13 protein-coding genes and 1 pseudogene are annotated in these 16,199 nt (G+C 67.2%); 3 read left to right on the top strand and 11 right to left on the bottom strand.

The features are described 5' to 3' along the window. Positions 1–11: 11 nt before the first annotated feature. The 4 genes from ABZ016_RS42265 to ABZ016_RS42250 form a co-directional block, all read right to left on the bottom strand. Positions 12–200: a hypothetical protein gene (locus ABZ016_RS42265; RefSeq protein WP_356922116.1), complete on the bottom strand. Its 189-nt coding sequence runs from the start codon at positions 198–200 to the stop codon at positions 12–14. Between the two features lie 58 nt (positions 201–258). Further along, a complete protein-coding gene (locus ABZ016_RS42260; protein WP_356922115.1) occupies positions 259–813 on the bottom strand; it encodes an XRE family transcriptional regulator in 555 nt (184 codons plus the stop codon). A 191-nt stretch (positions 814–1,004) separates the two neighbouring features. Next, positions 1,005–1,517 (bottom strand): hypothetical protein, encoded by a 513-nt coding sequence (locus ABZ016_RS42255; RefSeq protein WP_356922114.1) that lies wholly within the window; start codon positions 1,515–1,517, stop codon positions 1,005–1,007. A gap of 191 nt (positions 1,518–1,708) precedes the next feature. Beyond that, positions 1,709–2,959, bottom strand: a complete 1,251-nt coding sequence (locus ABZ016_RS42250) for a hypothetical protein (protein ID WP_356922113.1) — start codon at positions 2,957–2,959, stop codon at positions 1,709–1,711. Positions 2,960–3,137: 178 nt separating this feature from the next. Between ABZ016_RS42250 and ABZ016_RS42245 the strand changes: the two genes are divergently transcribed. After that, complete coding sequence (locus ABZ016_RS42245; RefSeq protein ID WP_058915143.1) at positions 3,138–3,398, top strand: hypothetical protein; 261 nt, start codon at positions 3,138–3,140, stop codon at positions 3,396–3,398. Between the two features lie 6 nt (positions 3,399–3,404). Here ABZ016_RS42245 and ABZ016_RS42240 read toward each other — a convergent pair whose 3' ends face one another. Together ABZ016_RS42240 and ABZ016_RS42235 are read right to left on the bottom strand one after the other, a co-directional pair. After that, complete coding sequence (locus ABZ016_RS42240; protein WP_356922112.1) at positions 3,405–3,740, bottom strand: hypothetical protein; 336 nt, start codon at positions 3,738–3,740, stop codon at positions 3,405–3,407. Positions 3,741–3,819: 79 nt separating this feature from the next. Next, a complete protein-coding gene (locus ABZ016_RS42235) occupies positions 3,820–4,557 on the bottom strand; it encodes a TetR/AcrR family transcriptional regulator (protein ID WP_356922111.1) in 738 nt (245 codons plus the stop codon). 281 nt (positions 4,558–4,838) lie between these two features. Between ABZ016_RS42235 and ABZ016_RS42230 the strand changes: the two genes are divergently transcribed. Further along, positions 4,839–6,992, top strand: coding sequence for an LppP/LprE family lipoprotein (locus tag ABZ016_RS42230; RefSeq protein ID WP_356922110.1), 2,154 nt, complete (start codon positions 4,839–4,841; stop codon positions 6,990–6,992). A gap of 167 nt (positions 6,993–7,159) precedes the next feature. On the opposite strand, the gene ABZ016_RS42225 is transcribed toward ABZ016_RS42230, so the two are convergent. Genes ABZ016_RS42225 through ABZ016_RS42210 form a run of 4 tightly spaced genes read right to left on the bottom strand, consistent with a single transcriptional unit; the run spans position 7,160 to position 13,516 of the window. Further along, on the bottom strand, positions 7,160–9,496 hold the full coding sequence (locus ABZ016_RS42225) for a TniQ family protein (RefSeq protein WP_356922109.1): 2,337 nt from the start codon (positions 9,494–9,496) through the stop codon (positions 7,160–7,162). Beyond that, positions 9,493–10,623 carry an AAA family ATPase gene (locus tag ABZ016_RS42220; RefSeq protein ID WP_356922108.1) on the bottom strand — a complete coding sequence of 377 codons (1,131 nt, stop codon included), beginning with the start codon at positions 10,621–10,623 and terminating at the stop codon, positions 9,493–9,495. The genes ABZ016_RS42225 and ABZ016_RS42220 overlap by 4 nt, the downstream gene beginning before the upstream one ends. Then, positions 10,620–12,749, bottom strand: a complete 2,130-nt coding sequence (locus ABZ016_RS42215; protein WP_356922107.1) for a Mu transposase C-terminal domain-containing protein — start codon at positions 12,747–12,749, stop codon at positions 10,620–10,622. The genes ABZ016_RS42220 and ABZ016_RS42215 overlap by 4 nt, the downstream gene beginning before the upstream one ends. Beyond that, entirely contained in the window at positions 12,746–13,516 is a 771-nt protein-coding gene (locus ABZ016_RS42210; RefSeq protein ID WP_356922106.1) for a TnsA-like heteromeric transposase endonuclease subunit, read from the bottom strand. The genes ABZ016_RS42215 and ABZ016_RS42210 overlap by 4 nt, the downstream gene beginning before the upstream one ends. A gap of 549 nt (positions 13,517–14,065) precedes the next feature. Here ABZ016_RS42210 and ABZ016_RS42205 point away from each other — a divergent pair. Continuing rightward, positions 14,066–15,316: a hypothetical protein gene (locus ABZ016_RS42205; RefSeq protein WP_356922104.1), complete on the top strand. Its 1,251-nt coding sequence runs from the start codon at positions 14,066–14,068 to the stop codon at positions 15,314–15,316. An 87-nt stretch (positions 15,317–15,403) separates the two neighbouring features. Here ABZ016_RS42205 and ABZ016_RS42200 read toward each other — a convergent pair. Next, positions 15,404–16,199, bottom strand: a pseudogene (locus ABZ016_RS42200) (transcriptional regulator); the annotation flags it as partial.

Below are 16,199 nucleotides of genomic sequence, written 5' to 3'. Positions count from 1 at the left end.
TGTCGCCAGGCTCAGCATGCCGGCGAGATGGACCGGGCGGCGGCCAACTGCTCGGGGGCCATGCAGGCCGGTGTCCCCACCATCGCGTCGCCGCGGGTCAGGGCCGGGCTCTGGGTGACGGACCGGGCGATGCCGAAGTCGATGGCCCGGGTGCCGTCTTCGGCGAGCAGTACGCCAGCGGGCTTCAGATCCCGGTGCACGATGCCCTGCTCGTGGATGTCACGCAGTGCCGCACCACGCCAACGCGCCGCCGAGAACCTACAGGTCGAACTCGAGGTGTTCGACGTCGGTGAACTCCACCAGCAGTCCCTGCGCGCGCCGCCCGTGGTCCTTGAAATAGGTCTCCTGGAGGCCCTCCGCCGCGATGTCGCGCAACTGCTCCTCGGTGCGGCCGGCGTCCCGGGCTTCGAACAGGCGTGCCGCGTACTCGGGAGGCAGTGCCACCGTGAGGTGACGCAGGCGGGCGTCGTCGGTGCTGCCCGGGGCGGCGGTGTAGCCGAAGCGGGCTCGGGTGTCGATGACGATGCCGCCGGTGGTCGCCGCGGCCTGCCTGGCCCTGGCCCTGATCTGGGGCTGCCACCGCTTGAGGACCTCGCGTTCCAGACGCTGCGCCAGATCCGGTCGGGGCCTCCTGATCTGGTCCCTGACGTAGCGTTCGACGGTGCGCTGGGTGATGCCGAGCAGCTCCGCCACCGCCCTCGTGCCCTTCAGCTGCCTGACCAGGAACCGCATCCGCGCGCCACCGCTGCGCGGGATCGGGCGGGTGAACGCCTTGCGCAGTGCGTCGTCGAGGCTGTCCGTGACCGTGTCCATCGGCTTCCTCCCCGTTCCGCTATTCGCCGTCGTCCGAGGCGGTGTGACCTCGCCCGACTTGTGTAGGTTCGCGTCGCCATTGTCATTCCGGACCGCAGTGACCTGCTGCTTGTGCTGGTGTCTCACTGCATGTCCCGCAGTTTCCGTCTCACGGCGATGGCATTTCCTCATGCAGCATCGCCTTGCTGGTCCTAGTCCGGCTTCCAGGTCTGGTCGAACCAGGTGATGAAGTCCATCACGGTGCCGACGCGGGCGATCCTCTCGTGGATGGCTCGCTGGTCGTGTCCGGGAAGGAAGTCGCCGCGCTCGATGGGCTTGCCGCAGCCGCAGTTGCACTTCCGGTTGTCCAGCGGGGACTTGAAGTAGGTGATGGGGTTCTGCTGGGCGCCGTTCGGGGCGGGTTTGCCGACGTAGTGGTCGTGGACCGGGTTCCCGGGGCCAAGGATGCGTCCTTCGAAGGCCCGCCGGCCGTCGGGGGTGTCGATGACTCGGTCGATCTCCATGGCCAGCCTGATGATGCGGTCTCCGCTGACGACAGCGAACCGTTCTCGTTCGACGCGTTCTCCGGGCATCGCCCAGGTTCCCCGGGCGATGTCGTGGAGCTGCTGGTCGGAGAGCCCCTCGGTCCATCCAATCTGTGAGCGCCCGAAGGCGTCTTCGCACGGGTCGATCGACCTGCGTCTGCCCAGCGTGATCTGGATCAACGCGCCTCCTTGAGACCAGCCCTTAACGGGATCGGCAAGTCTAAGGTAGCCGAGAGAGGCAAGACCATCTATCCCCCTTGAAACGAAGTCTTACGGGCTACCCGTAGTTCACATTGTCCCTTCTCAGCCCGGCCGCCTGCCGACGGAGAAGATCGAGCACGCCGCCTGGAAACCGCGGAGGGTGCGCGAGGTCAGCGCCCTCGTGATAACCAGGCCGGACGGCGCGAACTGGGCGGAGTCGCCGAGGCCTCTTCCTTGTTCACCTGAAAGTCACTCCAGCGTCCATCTGGGGACCACAGCGCTTCTGCGCTCGTCTCCAGCAGGAAGCCCACTTCGTTCGTAGTGTCCTGAAGCCGGGCGACGAAGGCTGCTGCTTCCTCTTCGGAGTGCCCGGGGAAGATGCGGTCAACCACGGCCTGGAAGGTAGCCCGGCCTGTCACCCGCAAGTCGCTGATGTCTCTGGACAGTTTCTGCCATCCGTGCACACCAGTGAACGAGCGGTGCGCCAGCCGGGCCACAAGGAGGTCTTCTCGCTCACCGCATGTCTCTCGGAAGGCCGCAGCAGCCCGTTCGTTTCCGGTGTTGATCAGCATCTGTGAGCTGACTCTGGCCAGACTGTCCCGCAGGTTCGTGGTCATGCGGAGTTCGGTTCGGGCCGCGATCTTGTCAATGAGGTTGGCGAAGTAGTACCAGCCCAGGTGTACGGACATGTCGGGAGTTGAGTTCCCCGGCAGTGCGAAGATCGACCAGGTAAGCAAGTCCCAATCGTCCAGGAGCATTTCGATCATGCGAGCCCTGGCGAACCGGTAGTCACGATCCGGTCCTCCGTATTGAGGCAACTGAGGATCCGTCAAAATCGGCAAGAACGGTTCGGCGCCGGCGAGCGTCATCGCGGCCGCTGCTTCTTCCCTGCGGTCCAGCCACTGGCTGATGGGACCGTCGGCAGCGCGGAGAAGCGAGACGAGAACCCACCGGAGAGGAAGTGCGCGTCCGGAGAGGGAGTCCATCACCAGCACGCGGCTGAATCCGGTTACGGCTTCGATGTCGTCAGGGGTGAAGCGCGTCGTGGAGAGGTAGCTCCGCAGGTCCTGCGCGAACCGCAGGGCCAGAGGATGCGCGCCCTCAGCCAGCGGTTGTCGGGACCAGCTAGCCTCCTCCTTGCGACGCATGTGGTCCTTGACGTCCCCCAACCGCTTCTCCCAGGCGGCGAGCGCGGAGCCGTCACGGATGCCGCAGCGTTCGAGCAGCAGCCTCAGTGTCGGCCACTCCGGCAAGGACGTCCCGCCCAGGATCTTCGACATCGTGCCCGTGGCCAGTCCGCCGCCCTTGCCCAACTCACGGAAGCTCTTGCCCGTCCGCTGCACGACCGCACGGAGGTCTTCCTTCAGCCTGCGCACCTCGGGATCGAGCTGAGCGGGAAGGGCCCGGAACGTGTTCACCATGTTCATCCTCTGTTCACTGATACCAGCATTTCCGCCGCTGACCTGGGGAAACACCCCGCGATGTTGCTCATGTGTTCATAGGCACCTGCCGAGCTTTTAGTGAGGTCCTCCACGGCCGTACAACCAAGTCACGGCCGCACAAGCGGTCTTGGCGATGACGAACTGAAGGAGGATCGAGATGGGGTTCATGAGCAACCCGGAGGTCTTGGCCGTACTGGCGAACGCACCCCAGATTGCGTGGCTGTACGTCGCACACGCGTGCATCAGGGAGGTGGGCACGATCGCCGCCCTGGCGATCGGACTGCGCGGCACCCAGGCCGAGAACAGGCCGGAGATCATCGAGGCCCTGGGCGACCTGCGCGGCAGTCGAAAGACGGTTCTGGTACCGCGCCCGGTACGCAGAAGCAAGCCACGAAAGCGCGTGGGGCCTGCCGGGTAACAACCGTCAACTGCCGGGTGGGGCCGCTGAGACATCCCCACTCGGCTCACTCGGGGAGACCTTCTCCTCACCTTCCGGGCCCGCTGGCAGTCGGGCCCGCTCCTTGTGCGCTACATGCGTGGCCGCCATCACGGCGATGGCCATGGTCTGCAAGGACAGATTCGAGTGCTCGGAAGAGCCACGGAGCGAGGCCATGACGCGACTCAGCTCGTGGGGGTCATCCGCGGAAAGGGCCATTGACGCCCTGAGGTAGGCGAGCAGGTCCTCTTCCGTGGCGTAGTCAGGGATGCCCATCCGAGGCCTGAGCGCTCGCGCGATCTTCTGGTTCGACTTCTTCGCCATCGTCTCTCCCCCGGTTCAACGTGATGATGGCACGTTCACGTGGTTGTCGTTTCGCCTGCTCTTTGGCCGTAGTGCGTGTTCACCCGCGCTTGCGCGGTACGCCGCACAGGGCCAGCAGGTCGTCCATCATGGCCTCGAACAATGGCAGGTAATCGTCGAACGACGAGGCCAGGTGCCCGTAGACGGCCATGCAGAGCAGTCCGTAGATTTGCCGCCAGCAGGTGATCATCACCATGGCCACCCCGACCGGGTAGTCGTGCTCCATCAACCGAAGATAGACAGCCACCTGCGACCGGAGGCGCGGCTCCAGCTCCTCCGGGGACGGGTACGGCAGGATGCCTCGGCGCCACAACTGCAGGAAGGTCTGCCCGAACAGGCCGCCCAATTCCCGGACCAGCACCTGGTCGACGTGGCTCCCGGAGGCAACCAGACGTGCGTAACCGGCACCCATGAGGAGATCGAACTCGCCTGGATTCGTAACCGACCAGTCCAGCACTGCCCGGGTTGCAGCGTAAAGCTGCCCGCCGAAGTCCTCCCGATCCGCCCCGGCCGCAGCCTCCGCGACAGTCGCCACAAAGTCGCGGGTGACCGCTTCGTAGACTGCAAGCGTGAGGCCGGGCTTCCCTTCGAAGTAGCGGTACAGCGCTGGCGGAGTTACTCCTACCTCCCGGGCCACCGCCGACAGGCTGAGGACTTCGATCCCCTCCGTTGCGATGAGTTTGCGGGCTGCCCTGAGCGCGTCGCGCTCGAGCTCGGCGCGCAGGCGCTCACGGCGTGACGTTGGCCGACCAGCGTCGCCGTTTGTGGAGGGTCGCATCCTCACCCCTTGCTCCGTTCAGTCAACTCCACGACCAGACAGTGGAGTTGGCGTCGCTCCCAGGTTGCGGTGATGCCATGTTATGTGGTTAACACTCTTCACTCCGTTTCAAGGCATCACGTTAGCGTCATGAAGGGACGAATGTGGAGAGTTGGGGGTCGGCATGGCGAAGTCACAGGCGCGCCTTCGCCATCGGAGCAATCGCCTGCGCGCTCGCAGCAGCACTGGTCGTTGCGGGGCTCATGTGGCCCAAATGGCGGAACGGCGACGGCGGTCTTGATGTGCGCGTCAGCACCCTGCCGGGCTGGGATACCGGCGACGTCACGGTGCGAGGGCCGGGAGGTCTGTCAGAAAACCTCACCCGCAGCAAGGTCTTGACGGGCCTGCGGCCAGGCACCTACAAGGTCGCTGCCGGGGCGGTGCGGGGCAGTAAGCAAGATCTCTACCCGCCCAATCTGCACCAGACCGTGACGGTCCACGAAGGGCGCACGGCCAAAGTCTCGGTGGACTACGTCAACGTCATCCCCCACACGACCAAGATTCTCGACGCACGAGACGTGAGAACGGTGGGCGGCGTTGAGGGAGACGTACTGACGTTCGCTGGGTCTTCATCTCAGACGGCCTCTTTGAGGGCCGGTGACGTCATCGTTGCAGGGCGCGGCCCTCACACCCCGGACGGCCTCTTGCGTAAGGTCACCGCGGTGCGCCGCGGCGCCGACGGCCAGGTCCGCGTCAGCACCGAGAAGGCGACACTGCACGATGCTGTGCCCCGGGGGCGGATCGAGGTCCACCAGGCTGCTCTGCTTCCGCCGGACCAGCCCCAGGAAGACAGTCCTACAGTAGAGGCCGAACCTGCCACCTACCAGCACGTGACCGGGGCGCAGGGACTGCGGCCCATGACGACGAAGGCCGCCGCGTCGGAGGAGCCGGGCACCACCGAGATCGGCGGGGACGGGTCCTTCTTCTTCGTCCACAAGGCCCCCGCCTTCACGAAGGATGTGGGTGACGGTGAGGCCAGCGCACAGTGTGCCTGGACCACGACATCGCCGATCCTCGCCCAGGCCATGTTCAGGGCTCAGGAGCCCAAGCTGGACTTCGTCGCCGCATGGAATGGGACGTGGCTGTCTGCGACGCGGTGGACGGTCACCGCCACACAGAGTTCAGGGCTGGAGGCGGGCACCAAGGCCGCCGAGGCCAAGTGCGAATGGAAGTGGACCTACCCGAAGGAAGCCATCAAGGTGGGCGTCGTGGATGCCCAGATCGGGCCGATCCCGCTGATCTTCACCGTGGAGAGCCAAATGGTCGGCAGCTTCGGCCTGGGCGGAAAGCTCTCACTCAATCTGACCCAGAAGGCCCAGTTCACCGCTGGCCTCTCGTACCACGGTGGGAAGGCGGAAGGCATCCACTCCTTCCGCAACACCTTCTCCCTGGCCGAACCGCCCACCTTCGAACTCGAAGCGGCCCTCAAGGCCGGCGTACGGCTGTCCTTCAAGCTGTACGGCGTGGCGGGCCCCTACCTGGACATCACCCCGGGCGCGAAGGCCGTAGAGAAGGACCAGATCGCCGCACACGGAACGGCCAAGCTCGAACTGCGCGCCGGCCTGTACACCGCGGCAGGCATGGACCTTGAGGAACTGGGGTTCAAGAACAACGCCGTCGAGATCAGCGACCTCTACCACCAGGACAAGGTCCTGAAGACCACCACCTGGCAGGAGTCCGCCGCAGACAAGGCCGCCAAGGAGAAGGAGACGACATGCCCGGCCGAGAGCACCATGTCGACAGCCATGGCAGCGGTCGATGCTGGCGGAGATCCTCAAGATCGCGTCGTGACCGCCAGAAAGTGCTGGAAAGAATGGGCCGTGGCGGACTGGGTTCCGACGTTCCAATCCGAGCGCGTGTCCACGATCGTGTTCAAGCGCAGCGGAGACCAGCTCACGCCGGCTCTGACCATGCGCTCCACGAGCGAACCTGCTGGCGATTCGAAGCGCAGCAGCCAGTGCGCCCAAGTGAAGGCGTTGAACACCCCCGCAGGGCTGATGGACTTCGTCTGCCCGAGCGCCACCGGGGCAGCCGCCCGAGCGCCCCTCCATCCCGCATCGGCTTCACTATTCGAGAAGTGGGGGTACGAACCGGTGAGTGAGGTGAAAGGACTGAAAGGCCCTCTGCGGGCCGTCCAGGTCTGCGGCAACTGCGGCGGCGACGGCTCGGCCCAGGACATTCTTCTCTTCTATGGCAACCGCTACGTCGGCATGGTGCCGAACGGCCCCACATACAGCTTTCCGCACATCGAAGCCCAGGACGGAAACACGGTGACGGCCAGCGTGCACTTCGCGAAACCTGACGACCCGGTCTGCTGCCCGACCGGGGAGACCCGGACCTATCACTATGAGTGGCGCAACAACCAATTGCAGTGGACCACCACAACGGGCGCATGATTCGGGCCACGTCCGCGGCTCAGTGCGGCTCCCCGAGCCTCGAAGCTGGCAACCCAGGTGCCGTCGGCTCTCGAATAAGACCCGACGGCACCTCCAGGTAAATGTGCCAGGCGCCTGAGCGGGGGCCGTCACTCCCCCCGCCCAGGCGCCTGGAGCGTACGGCCCGGTCAGGGCCTGGGCAGCGTCGGGGTGAGCGCGGTCTCCCGACCGGCCCTGGGCCGGCGACTGGGCAGGTCATCTCGCCGACCCAGGTAGCTGATCATTCCGAGTGAGAAGCCGGTCTCCTCGGCGAGCTCGCGGCAGGTGCGTCCTGCGGCCCGTTGGGTGCGGAGCCAGTCGAGATCGATCTGGCGCCAGCGGGTCGCTTTGCCGTCGCGCGTCATTCCGTATTCGCGGACCAGGACTTTGATGGCGTCGACGTTCACGTCGGCGTGCTCGGCGATCCACTTGAGCGTGCGGTATTCGTCGAGGTAGAAGCGGGCGAACTTGTCTCTGGGGAGTGCGGCACGAGCCCGGCGAACGGTCGCTCCTCTCTCCCACTTCGCGGATCTTCCGGCGGGTGCCGGCTGCTCCTGCAGGGCGAACCGGACCGCGTCGTGGCTGACGCCCAGGCGGCGGGCTGCTTGAGCCGTTGTCAGGCATTCGTCCCGGATGAGGCGGTGCAGGATGCCGAGGTCGATGTCCCGGAGGTCACACCCGGGCAGTTGGAGATCGTCGATGATGTCCGTCGGTGGCTGCCAGGTGACGGGTTCGTCGTGGATGCCCTGCCGGATGAGGAACTCGCCTGCGTGTCCTTCAAGTTGGCTCACGAGTGCGGGGGTGAGGTCCGTTTCGAAGGTTCGCAGCAGGGTGCGGAGCTCCTGGGTGGCGGGTGCGTAGGCGGTCGGGGCGAGGGATGCCGGGAGTCCGCTGAGCCGTTCGAACAGCAGCGCTCGGGCGAACTGGTGGCGCCGTACTCCGCCGACGTCGAATCCGATGTCCCGGCAGAGCTGTCTCCAGGCGTCCAAGGGCAGCAGGTCACGGTAGTCGGTCGCGCGGCGGCGGTCGTAGTCGATCGGCGATCCCTCCTGGTCGAGGTAGTCCGCCAGCGCGGACAGGACGAGGCTGATAGCCCTCCAGTGCCCCTGCTTGGTGAGCCGGAACGCCATGTGGGGGCCCAGCCTGTCTTCTGCCGGTGATCGCAGGAGCCGGGCGGCGGTGGTGAAGTCTCCCGCGCCTCCGATGAGCAGGAGGTAGCACGACAGGGCCGGGCGGATGGTCCGCGACAGGGCCCCGTTCGCAGGACTCAGCCGCGCGGACCAGGCAGGCCAGAGCTGTGTGGGGATCTTGCGGGCCCGCTGCGTGCTCCGGGTGGCCGCCGAGGAGCCGGGCCTGCGGGGCAGCCGGTCCGCGGTGCGGTAGCGCAGTTGATCACTGTGTTTGAGGCGGGGGGCCAGCATCGCGAGGTGGATCGCGTCGAAGATCGGGCTGGTGTGGCTCCACCGATGGGCGACCTTGAGCGGAATGTTGCCGTCGGCGTCGCTGATCAGGTGGCGAAGGGCGGCTCCAGCCTTGTGGGCATCGGGTTGTCCGAGGATGTGCAGGGCCGCGCTGACGGCGAGGGCGGCGGTCGCGGCCCGCTGCGGGGCCAGGCGGCCCGGGCGGGTGTCCTCGGTGGGGTCGAAGGACCGCCGCTTTTCGGGCAAGGGCTGCTGGTGCAGGGTCCAGATCTCGGTTGGGACGAAGCCCGTCAGCTGTTCGGAGGCACAGCGCAGGAGAATCGATGCCAAGGCACGGAGGTCGCCGAACAGCGCGAGACTGGGCTGGGGATTCTCCCGGTAGGCGCCGAAGTCGGCCTGCCCGGACGAGATCGCCGTGTCGATGAGCTGCTGGGCTGCGGTCACGGGTCCCTCCGCGTCCAGTCGAAGAGCGGCGACCTCCTCGAACGGCTGGCCGCAACGCGTTCGTCCCGGTTCGTGTTCCGCCGGATTGTGGCAGCGGCCCGGAGCAAGCAGGTGTCGGGTGGTCGCCGGGAAGTGCCGTGGCGTACGGCTGCAGCGCGGGCAAGCGTCGGCCAGCAGCAGGTGGTGGTCGAGGCAGGCGAAGGACCAGCCGAGTCTCCAGCTCAGCAGCCATCGGCCGCCGTTCTCGGCCACGCAGGCCGGGCAGTAGCGCGAACCGCGGGCCCGTCCCCAGACATGCCGCGCCGCGACCCGGCGCCGCCGGGGGTCAATCACGTGGACCCGCCGGTCGTAGCGGGCCAGGGTCATGGCGTGCACTTCGTCCTCTGTGGCGCCGGCGGACCAGGCGAGGGCCGCGGCCTGGTCCGGGGTGAGGAGGGTGACTAGACGGCTCAAGATGCCCGAGTCCACCGGATTGGAGGGGCTGCGGGGCAGCAAGCCGATCGACGTCAGCACGTCGCCGGTGGTGGTTCCCAGCCGGTGGGCGATCGCCTCCCACCAGGAGTCGAGCGCCTCGCCCGGATGCGGGGCGAGGCGGATCGGCAGGGTCCGCGCTTGCGTCACTGGCGAACCGCCTTGCGGAGGGTCCGTCGTGACCGCTGGCCCTTCAGGAGGTTGCGTACGTCGTCCTGGGCCTGGTGAGCGGCCTCGTCGATCTTGACGCCGTTGAGGAGGTCCTCGTCGAGACGCTCGGTGCCGGTGCGGACGGCCCGCTGGCAGCCGCGGTTGATGAGGGTCATCAGCGAGCCGATGTGGCCGCTGGAGCGGATGAACAGGTGGTCGAACAGGTCGTCGGCGAGCATTCCCTGGTACTTGCCGCTGAGCACCAGGCGCTTCTCCAGGGCCAGTAGCAGCTGCCGCCACTCGGCGCGGCCCTGGTCGGTCTTGAGCTCGAAGGACCGCATGTCCAGGCGGGTCGTGCGCCGGCCCGTCTGGGCCAGGACCGCGTTGTCGTAGGACTCGCCCTCGGAGAACAGTCCGCGCTTGGCCAGGCCGACGCCGACGAACAGCAAAGTGACCGGGAACTCGTTCGCGATGTACTTGAAGTGGTTGCTCACCTCGACACCGCCGGCCGCCCTCCAGCGGAGAAAGTGCAGATCGTCGACGATCAAGAGCCTGACATCGCAGGAGAGCACGCAGTCCAGGGCTCGCTGAGCGAACTGCGCCGTGGTGCCGGTGGTGCGGCCGGGGTGGCCGAAGAACTCCAGCATCGCCCGGTTGAAGTCCTTCATCCCGGTGTTCCCGGTGAGGCCCACCCGGCAGACGGGGAGCCGTTCGTGCCCGCCGGCCGTGAACGCGCCGCCCTCGGTGATCTCCCGGCGGTGGAAGTCCCGGGCGAAGGCCAGCACCGCGGTCGTCTTGCCCAGCCCCGGAAAGGCGTTCACCGCGACGGCGCCCTTGGCCTTGTCGCCGTCCTGCTGGTTGCTGTCGACGATGTCCCACAAGTCCTCGTGCAGCTCAGCCAGTTGTGGTGTCCGCAGCGGCCCGAGGTTCGCGTGCCAGATCCGCCGGGCCTTGTCGTACTCGGCGCGCGCCCGCTCGCCCAGCGCCAAGTGCTCGCTACGCGGCAGCAGTTCGGGCTGGACGCGCACTTCGGCTTCCGCGAACGCCGCCCAGCCTTCCTTGCGTGACAGCGTCAGCGCGTCCAGGCGGTGGGAGTCTCCCGGCGTCCAGGTACTGTCGCTGGTCACGCGTCCTCCAGAGCGTCGTCGTAAAAGTCCATGTCGTCTTCCAGCTCCACGACCTCGGCGTCGTCCGCGCCGTCGTCGTCGCCCGTCTCCTGCGCGGCCTTGGACGCGAGTTGCGGTTCTGCCGCGACCGGCAGTTCCATCAGGCGCCTCACGCTCGGCAGCGTGGCGACGCTCTCCCCAGGCTCGGGCAGGTCCAGGGCCGCCTGTTCCCGGGCGAGCCGCAGCGCCATCCGGCGCTCGACCAGCGTGGTGCCCAGGCCGAGGTTCCACCGCTCGAACAGGTCACGGACCGCGGCCTTGTCGTCCGGGAACCGGTCACGGGCCGCGGCCAGGCGGCGGGCGAACTGCAGTGCCTCCTCGCTCACCGGCATGTCCCGACCCGGCGCGTGCTCCCAGGCCAGCGCATGCCACCTGCGGTCGGCGGGATCGCGGAAGTAGACCGCGTTGATGTCGTCCGGGTTCACCGCGACCGGCCACTTGCCGTCCCGCTCGCCGCTGAGCAGACCACGGTAGGGATCCAGGGCGGCGCCGTTGTAGCGGCGCGCGTCCAGGTCGATGCCGTAGTGCTGGATCTTCCGCCGCTGAACCCGCAGGAACTCAAACGCCAGATCCGGATCGCGCGGCACCTCGATATAGCCGGACCGCGCCAGCCCGTGCTCGAACATCGCCGCAGGCGACATCCGCAGCCCCGGCACCCCGGGATCAACCAGACTGGTGTGCGGCCGGTGGTGATACACACAGGCCACCCACTCACGGATGATCGCCTCAAGCTCGTGGAGGAAGAAGAACGCCTCCCCCTCCGGACGCTCCCCGCGCGAGTGCAGATCGGGGCCCTTGTAGCCGGGTAGGGCCTGCAGCAAGTCCTCACGCAGGGTCAGAAAAAACCTTTCCAGCGGGCCTTTGTCCCGGCCCGTCCGCAGCCTCGCCGGCTGCAGCGAGATCCCCAACCGGCGGCAGACGCTGGTCAGATGCTCCGAAACGAACACCTTGCCGTGGTCGACCAGCACCGTCTCCGGCACCAGCGCGGGCGACGCCGCCCCGCGCATCGGCCCCTCCAGCGCCGTGACGTCCACCAGCACCGACCTCGGGATGCCATGCTCGGGCCAGACCGCGTGCGTCGGCCACTCCTCCCCCGCGGGCCGGGGCCGAAACGCCTGGTAGAGGGCGACGCTGGCGTCGACGGCCTTCGTCGACACCGGGGTGATCCTGATCCCGCAGACGCAGCGGGTGTACCAGTCCATCGCGACGGTCAGCTCCGCCTGCAGCCACTGCAGCGTGACCGGGTCCAGGGCGAACACGTCCAGACGGTTGGTGTCCATCAGCAGGAACTCACCCGGCCGGGTCGGCCGCAGCTTCCCGTAAACCCCGCCCGGCCGGGAGGCGATGTCCCGGTTCCGCTTCGTACTCAGCCGGAACGTCGGATGACGCCGCTCGAGATCCTCCAGGAGACGGTAGGCCGTCGCCCGGCTGGGCAGGTCCTCCTCATCGAACCCCCTGGCCAGCAACCGGGCCCGGGTCCGCTCGATGACCATCTTGCGCGACGGCTTGGACTGGTCCGTGTGCTCGACCATTACCTCCAGTGCCGCCTCCGCCCACGTCTCCGCGTTCCGGTGCCCGGAACGCGGCCCGCTGCCGGCCAGCACCAGTCCCGCCTCACCGTCCCGGCGGAAGGCCGCCACCCACCGCTTGACCGTGCGCGCGGCCACCTTGAGCTCAGTCGCCTTCGCCGCGTACCGGCTCTCCAACGGCTCACCCGCCGCGTAGGCGGCACGGGGCTCTCCCACGGCCGCCAGTTCCTCGCTGCCGCTGCGGAACCCGGTGAGCACCTCCCTGACGTGCGCGGCCCGCTCCAGCACCAGCTCCCGCTCGCTGTCGTCCAGCCGGGCCAGTACCACCGCCGCCGTCTCCTGCGGGTCGTCGGAGGCCGGCCCGGGCCCGTCCGGGATGATGCGGGCGCGGTCGGACAGCAGCAGTTCCTTCACGGCCAGCCGCAGCAGCCGGTCCCGGCCGTCCTTGAGGACCACCTCACCGCCCGCCTGCGTGCTGGCGAGCTCGACCACCTCGACGATCTCGCCGTCGTAGGAGAAGCGACTCCCAACTCCCACGCGCACCGCGGCCCGGCTCACGACGCCGTCCTCAGCACGCTGCGGGCACTCAGCGGAACGCTCAGGTCGGTCAGCCACTGCTGCTTCCAGAGCAGATGCAAGACCGCGGCCCGCACCAGCGGAGCCGGACAACAACCGGGCAGGCAGTCGAACGCCTCCCCCAGCGTTTCCCCGTCCGTGATCTGGGCGCGTACTTCGTCGAGGATGGCCGGATCGAACAGACGCTCAGGCGGTGGCTCCTCGTCCGCCGCCTGGTCGTGTATCTCCTCGGTCAGGTCCGGCGCGAACAGCCAGTCGCGGCGGTAGCCCGCGAGGAACCGGACGTTGGCCAGCTCGGCGTCCGGCGGTTCGCTCCACACCTCATAACGCCAACCCCTCGACTCCACCGCCTCCCGGGTCCAGGCGAAGGTGAACGCGTGCTCCGGCCTGGCCGCACGGTGGCGCGGTTTGACGTCCACCACCAGCGGTCCCGCCGTGGTGGCCAGCAAGTAGTCCGGGATGTGCCGACGCAGCGCACCATCCACTTCGGCCCTCAGCAAGAAGGGCTGGGCCAGGATCGCCGTCACATCCCGGTCGAAGTCGGCATACCACAGCCGTGCCAGCTCCAGCCGCGACTCGTAGATCACGTGATCCGACTGCGTACTCGACCAGTACGAACCCGAGTAGTGCCTCTGCCCCATGTACCAGCGGAACGTCCGCCACGGCTCGGCCGCGTACAGCATCTCCAACGGCACCGACTCCCAGGCGAGGCTCTCGGAGACCCCATCCCCGGCAAGCCGAACACACACCTCTACATCCACCATCCGCCCCCAGCGCTCGTGTAACTGACCTTGATCGCAGGACAGTTACACGGGAACTGGAGCGCGAACGACCACACGCGCTTTCGATCACTCGAAATGGTGATCATTCCGGGCCAGGAATCTCAGCACCGCGTAATAAGTGCTATTCAGAGGTCATCGTTCGCGAGAACATGCCGCGAATTCTGAGTACCTACACGTCGTGTAGGTACTCAATTTCAGTGTCAGGCGCCGACCCTGTGACCTGGATATTTCCCTTGAGTCTCACGTTGTGTCGGCAGGCGGCTGTCTCAGATCGGTGTCATTTCCTCAGGCTGTCCAGCAGGCTGCAACGCGGCCCGGGGCGTCACGAACCTGCATCGGCAACCATCCGTTCCACCCACTCACACACCTTCGTTGCACACGAACGTCCCGAGCGTCGTCGCTGACAAGCGCCTGCGGGACTACGGACGGGTTGATCAGCCCATAATTGGAGTCAGTGCCGAGCGACCCGGCGCATCGCACCCGCCCCGGGTGCACTCACCGCGATCGGAGAGCATCGTGAAGAACAGCGCGTTGTGGCGAGTGGTTGACAACGAGAGTGGTACCCAGTCCATCGTCAGCTCGCCCTCCGAGGCGGTCGCGTTCGTCAACAGCCGGTTCGACACCGATGACGACGACGAGCCGTTCAGCATCACCGAGGTCGGTCCTCTCCTTCCGAAGCCGCTCGGGGTCATCACTGCATGGGCTGCCGAGAAGGACGGCGAGCGAACCGACGGGCGTACTGCCCCGATCACCATCAGGCCGGTTGTGACGGACAACGCCAGCGAGTGCGATGACGTCGTGCTCTGGGGCGACGTGTACGTCTCCTGGGACCACGACATGTACACCGTCGAGGAGCCGGACAGCTCCGAGTACAGCGAGGCTTACAGCGCAGCCGAGTTGAGCGCGATCCTCGACGAGTACGCCGATGACTACGAGTACGCGCCTGAAGGGCCTGAAGAGCCCGACAGCCACAGGTGGCCGAAACCGGAAGAGTTGATCACCTACGGCGCCCAGGAGTGCGCCAAGCGGTTCGGGCACCTCGACGACGACGCCCTGCTGTGGCTCGCTGCCACCCGCATCACGCTCGCCGTGTGGCGCAACACACCCGTCGAGAACTGGCATGCCGGGAAGAGTCCGCTGCACGACGGCACAATGATGCGGATCAACGCGGCAACCACCCGACTCGTGCGCTCGATGCTGTCGTTCGACCATGTCGACTGGATCGGTCTCGGTCTCGCGATCGTCAACCCGTCCCGGGTTCTACCGACCGGGCAGTCTGTGCTCGAGCTCGGGCTGGCCTGCCACAACCCTGACGACCCGGCACACGAGGATGATCCGCGCGTAGAACTCGCGGAGATGGCACAGGTCGCGATCTCATGGGGGCGAAGGTACTGCCTTAGCGAGAAGGAGTTCGGTCTGCGAACCCTGGTCGAATCCTTGTGCGCGTTCGACAACGGCTGGTTCGGAGCACCGAGTTGGGGGCGCATCGTCGATCGGTTCCTTACGGCTGTCGACGACCGGGAGAATGCGCACTGGCGCATACACCGGGACAAGCCTTGGTTCGACGAGTGGTTCACCAACCGGCCGGCCGACATTGCGGACACCACGGAATTTCGTCGGCTGCTCCTTGCCGGGCCCGACCTGCTGTCCGAGGAGGCCGCCGAATGGTGCGTGGATGGCGCCATCGGCTACGTCTGTCAGGACGACCACGCAAACGGCTGCCCGCTGTGCAGTATCCCGCTGGCAACGGAGTCCTCAAACGAGTGACGGCAGTGGCCAGCGATTCTCAATCCCGTGTCAGTTCGGCCAGTCACATGACAGCGCGACTGAGAAAATGACACGGGATCTGAGAACCTACAACTTGATGTACCGCGCGAGGTTCAGGGACTGTCCGTGCCGCTCGCGGAGCTCCTCCGCCCACAACGTCGTCCGGGTGCCCTCGTGCTTGACCATGCCGGGTGACACGCCGATCCGGAAGGAGCCCGGGACCGTCCTGCCGTCGGCGTCGTAGGGCAGGACGTCCAGCGGTGACGGGCCCTCAGCGGCGTACACGGCGCAGTCGGACAGCACCGCCACCGGGTAACGGCCCGTGGCCGCGGCCAGGTTGAGCATCTTGCGGTGCATGTTGACGCGGGCGCGGGAGATGACGACGGCACGGATGTCGGGGCGCCAGGTCGGACGGGAGAGGGCCGGCCAGGGTTGCCCGGGCTTCCAGCCGCCGCCACGGGCACGCTCCCTGAGCTTGCCGATACCGCCCTTCACCGTGGACTTGATCGCGTCCAGGACCATCGCCGCCTGCGGGTCGCGCCGCCGGCAGTCCTCCATCGCCTTCAGATAGTCGTGCGGCGGCAGTTTCTCGGCGACGCCCAGGTCACCCATCGTGTCGACGTAGGCGTCGCGCAGGCGCTTGTACCAGCCGTCCAGGTACCGGCCCTTCTCCTCGCGCACCCAGGCCTCCAGGGGCGCCACGTCGTAGCCGAGCTCCATCGCGTAGGCCACCGTCGGGGTCGCGTACCACGCGGGGCCCGTGGGGCGCTCGCCCGTCGGGGTGAACGGGCTGGGCAGCAGGTCGCCCCGCAGCTGCCGCCGCTGCTTGCCCACCAGGACACGGGAGAGGTCGACGTGGGAGAGGTCGACCAGCCAGGCGCCG

Source organism: Streptomyces sp. NPDC006372, assembly GCF_040612515.1.
Classification (GTDB): domain Bacteria; phylum Actinomycetota; class Actinomycetes; order Streptomycetales; family Streptomycetaceae; genus Streptomyces.
The sequence above is the reverse complement of the archived record's forward strand: the minus strand, read 5'-3'. Positions and strand labels throughout refer to the sequence as shown.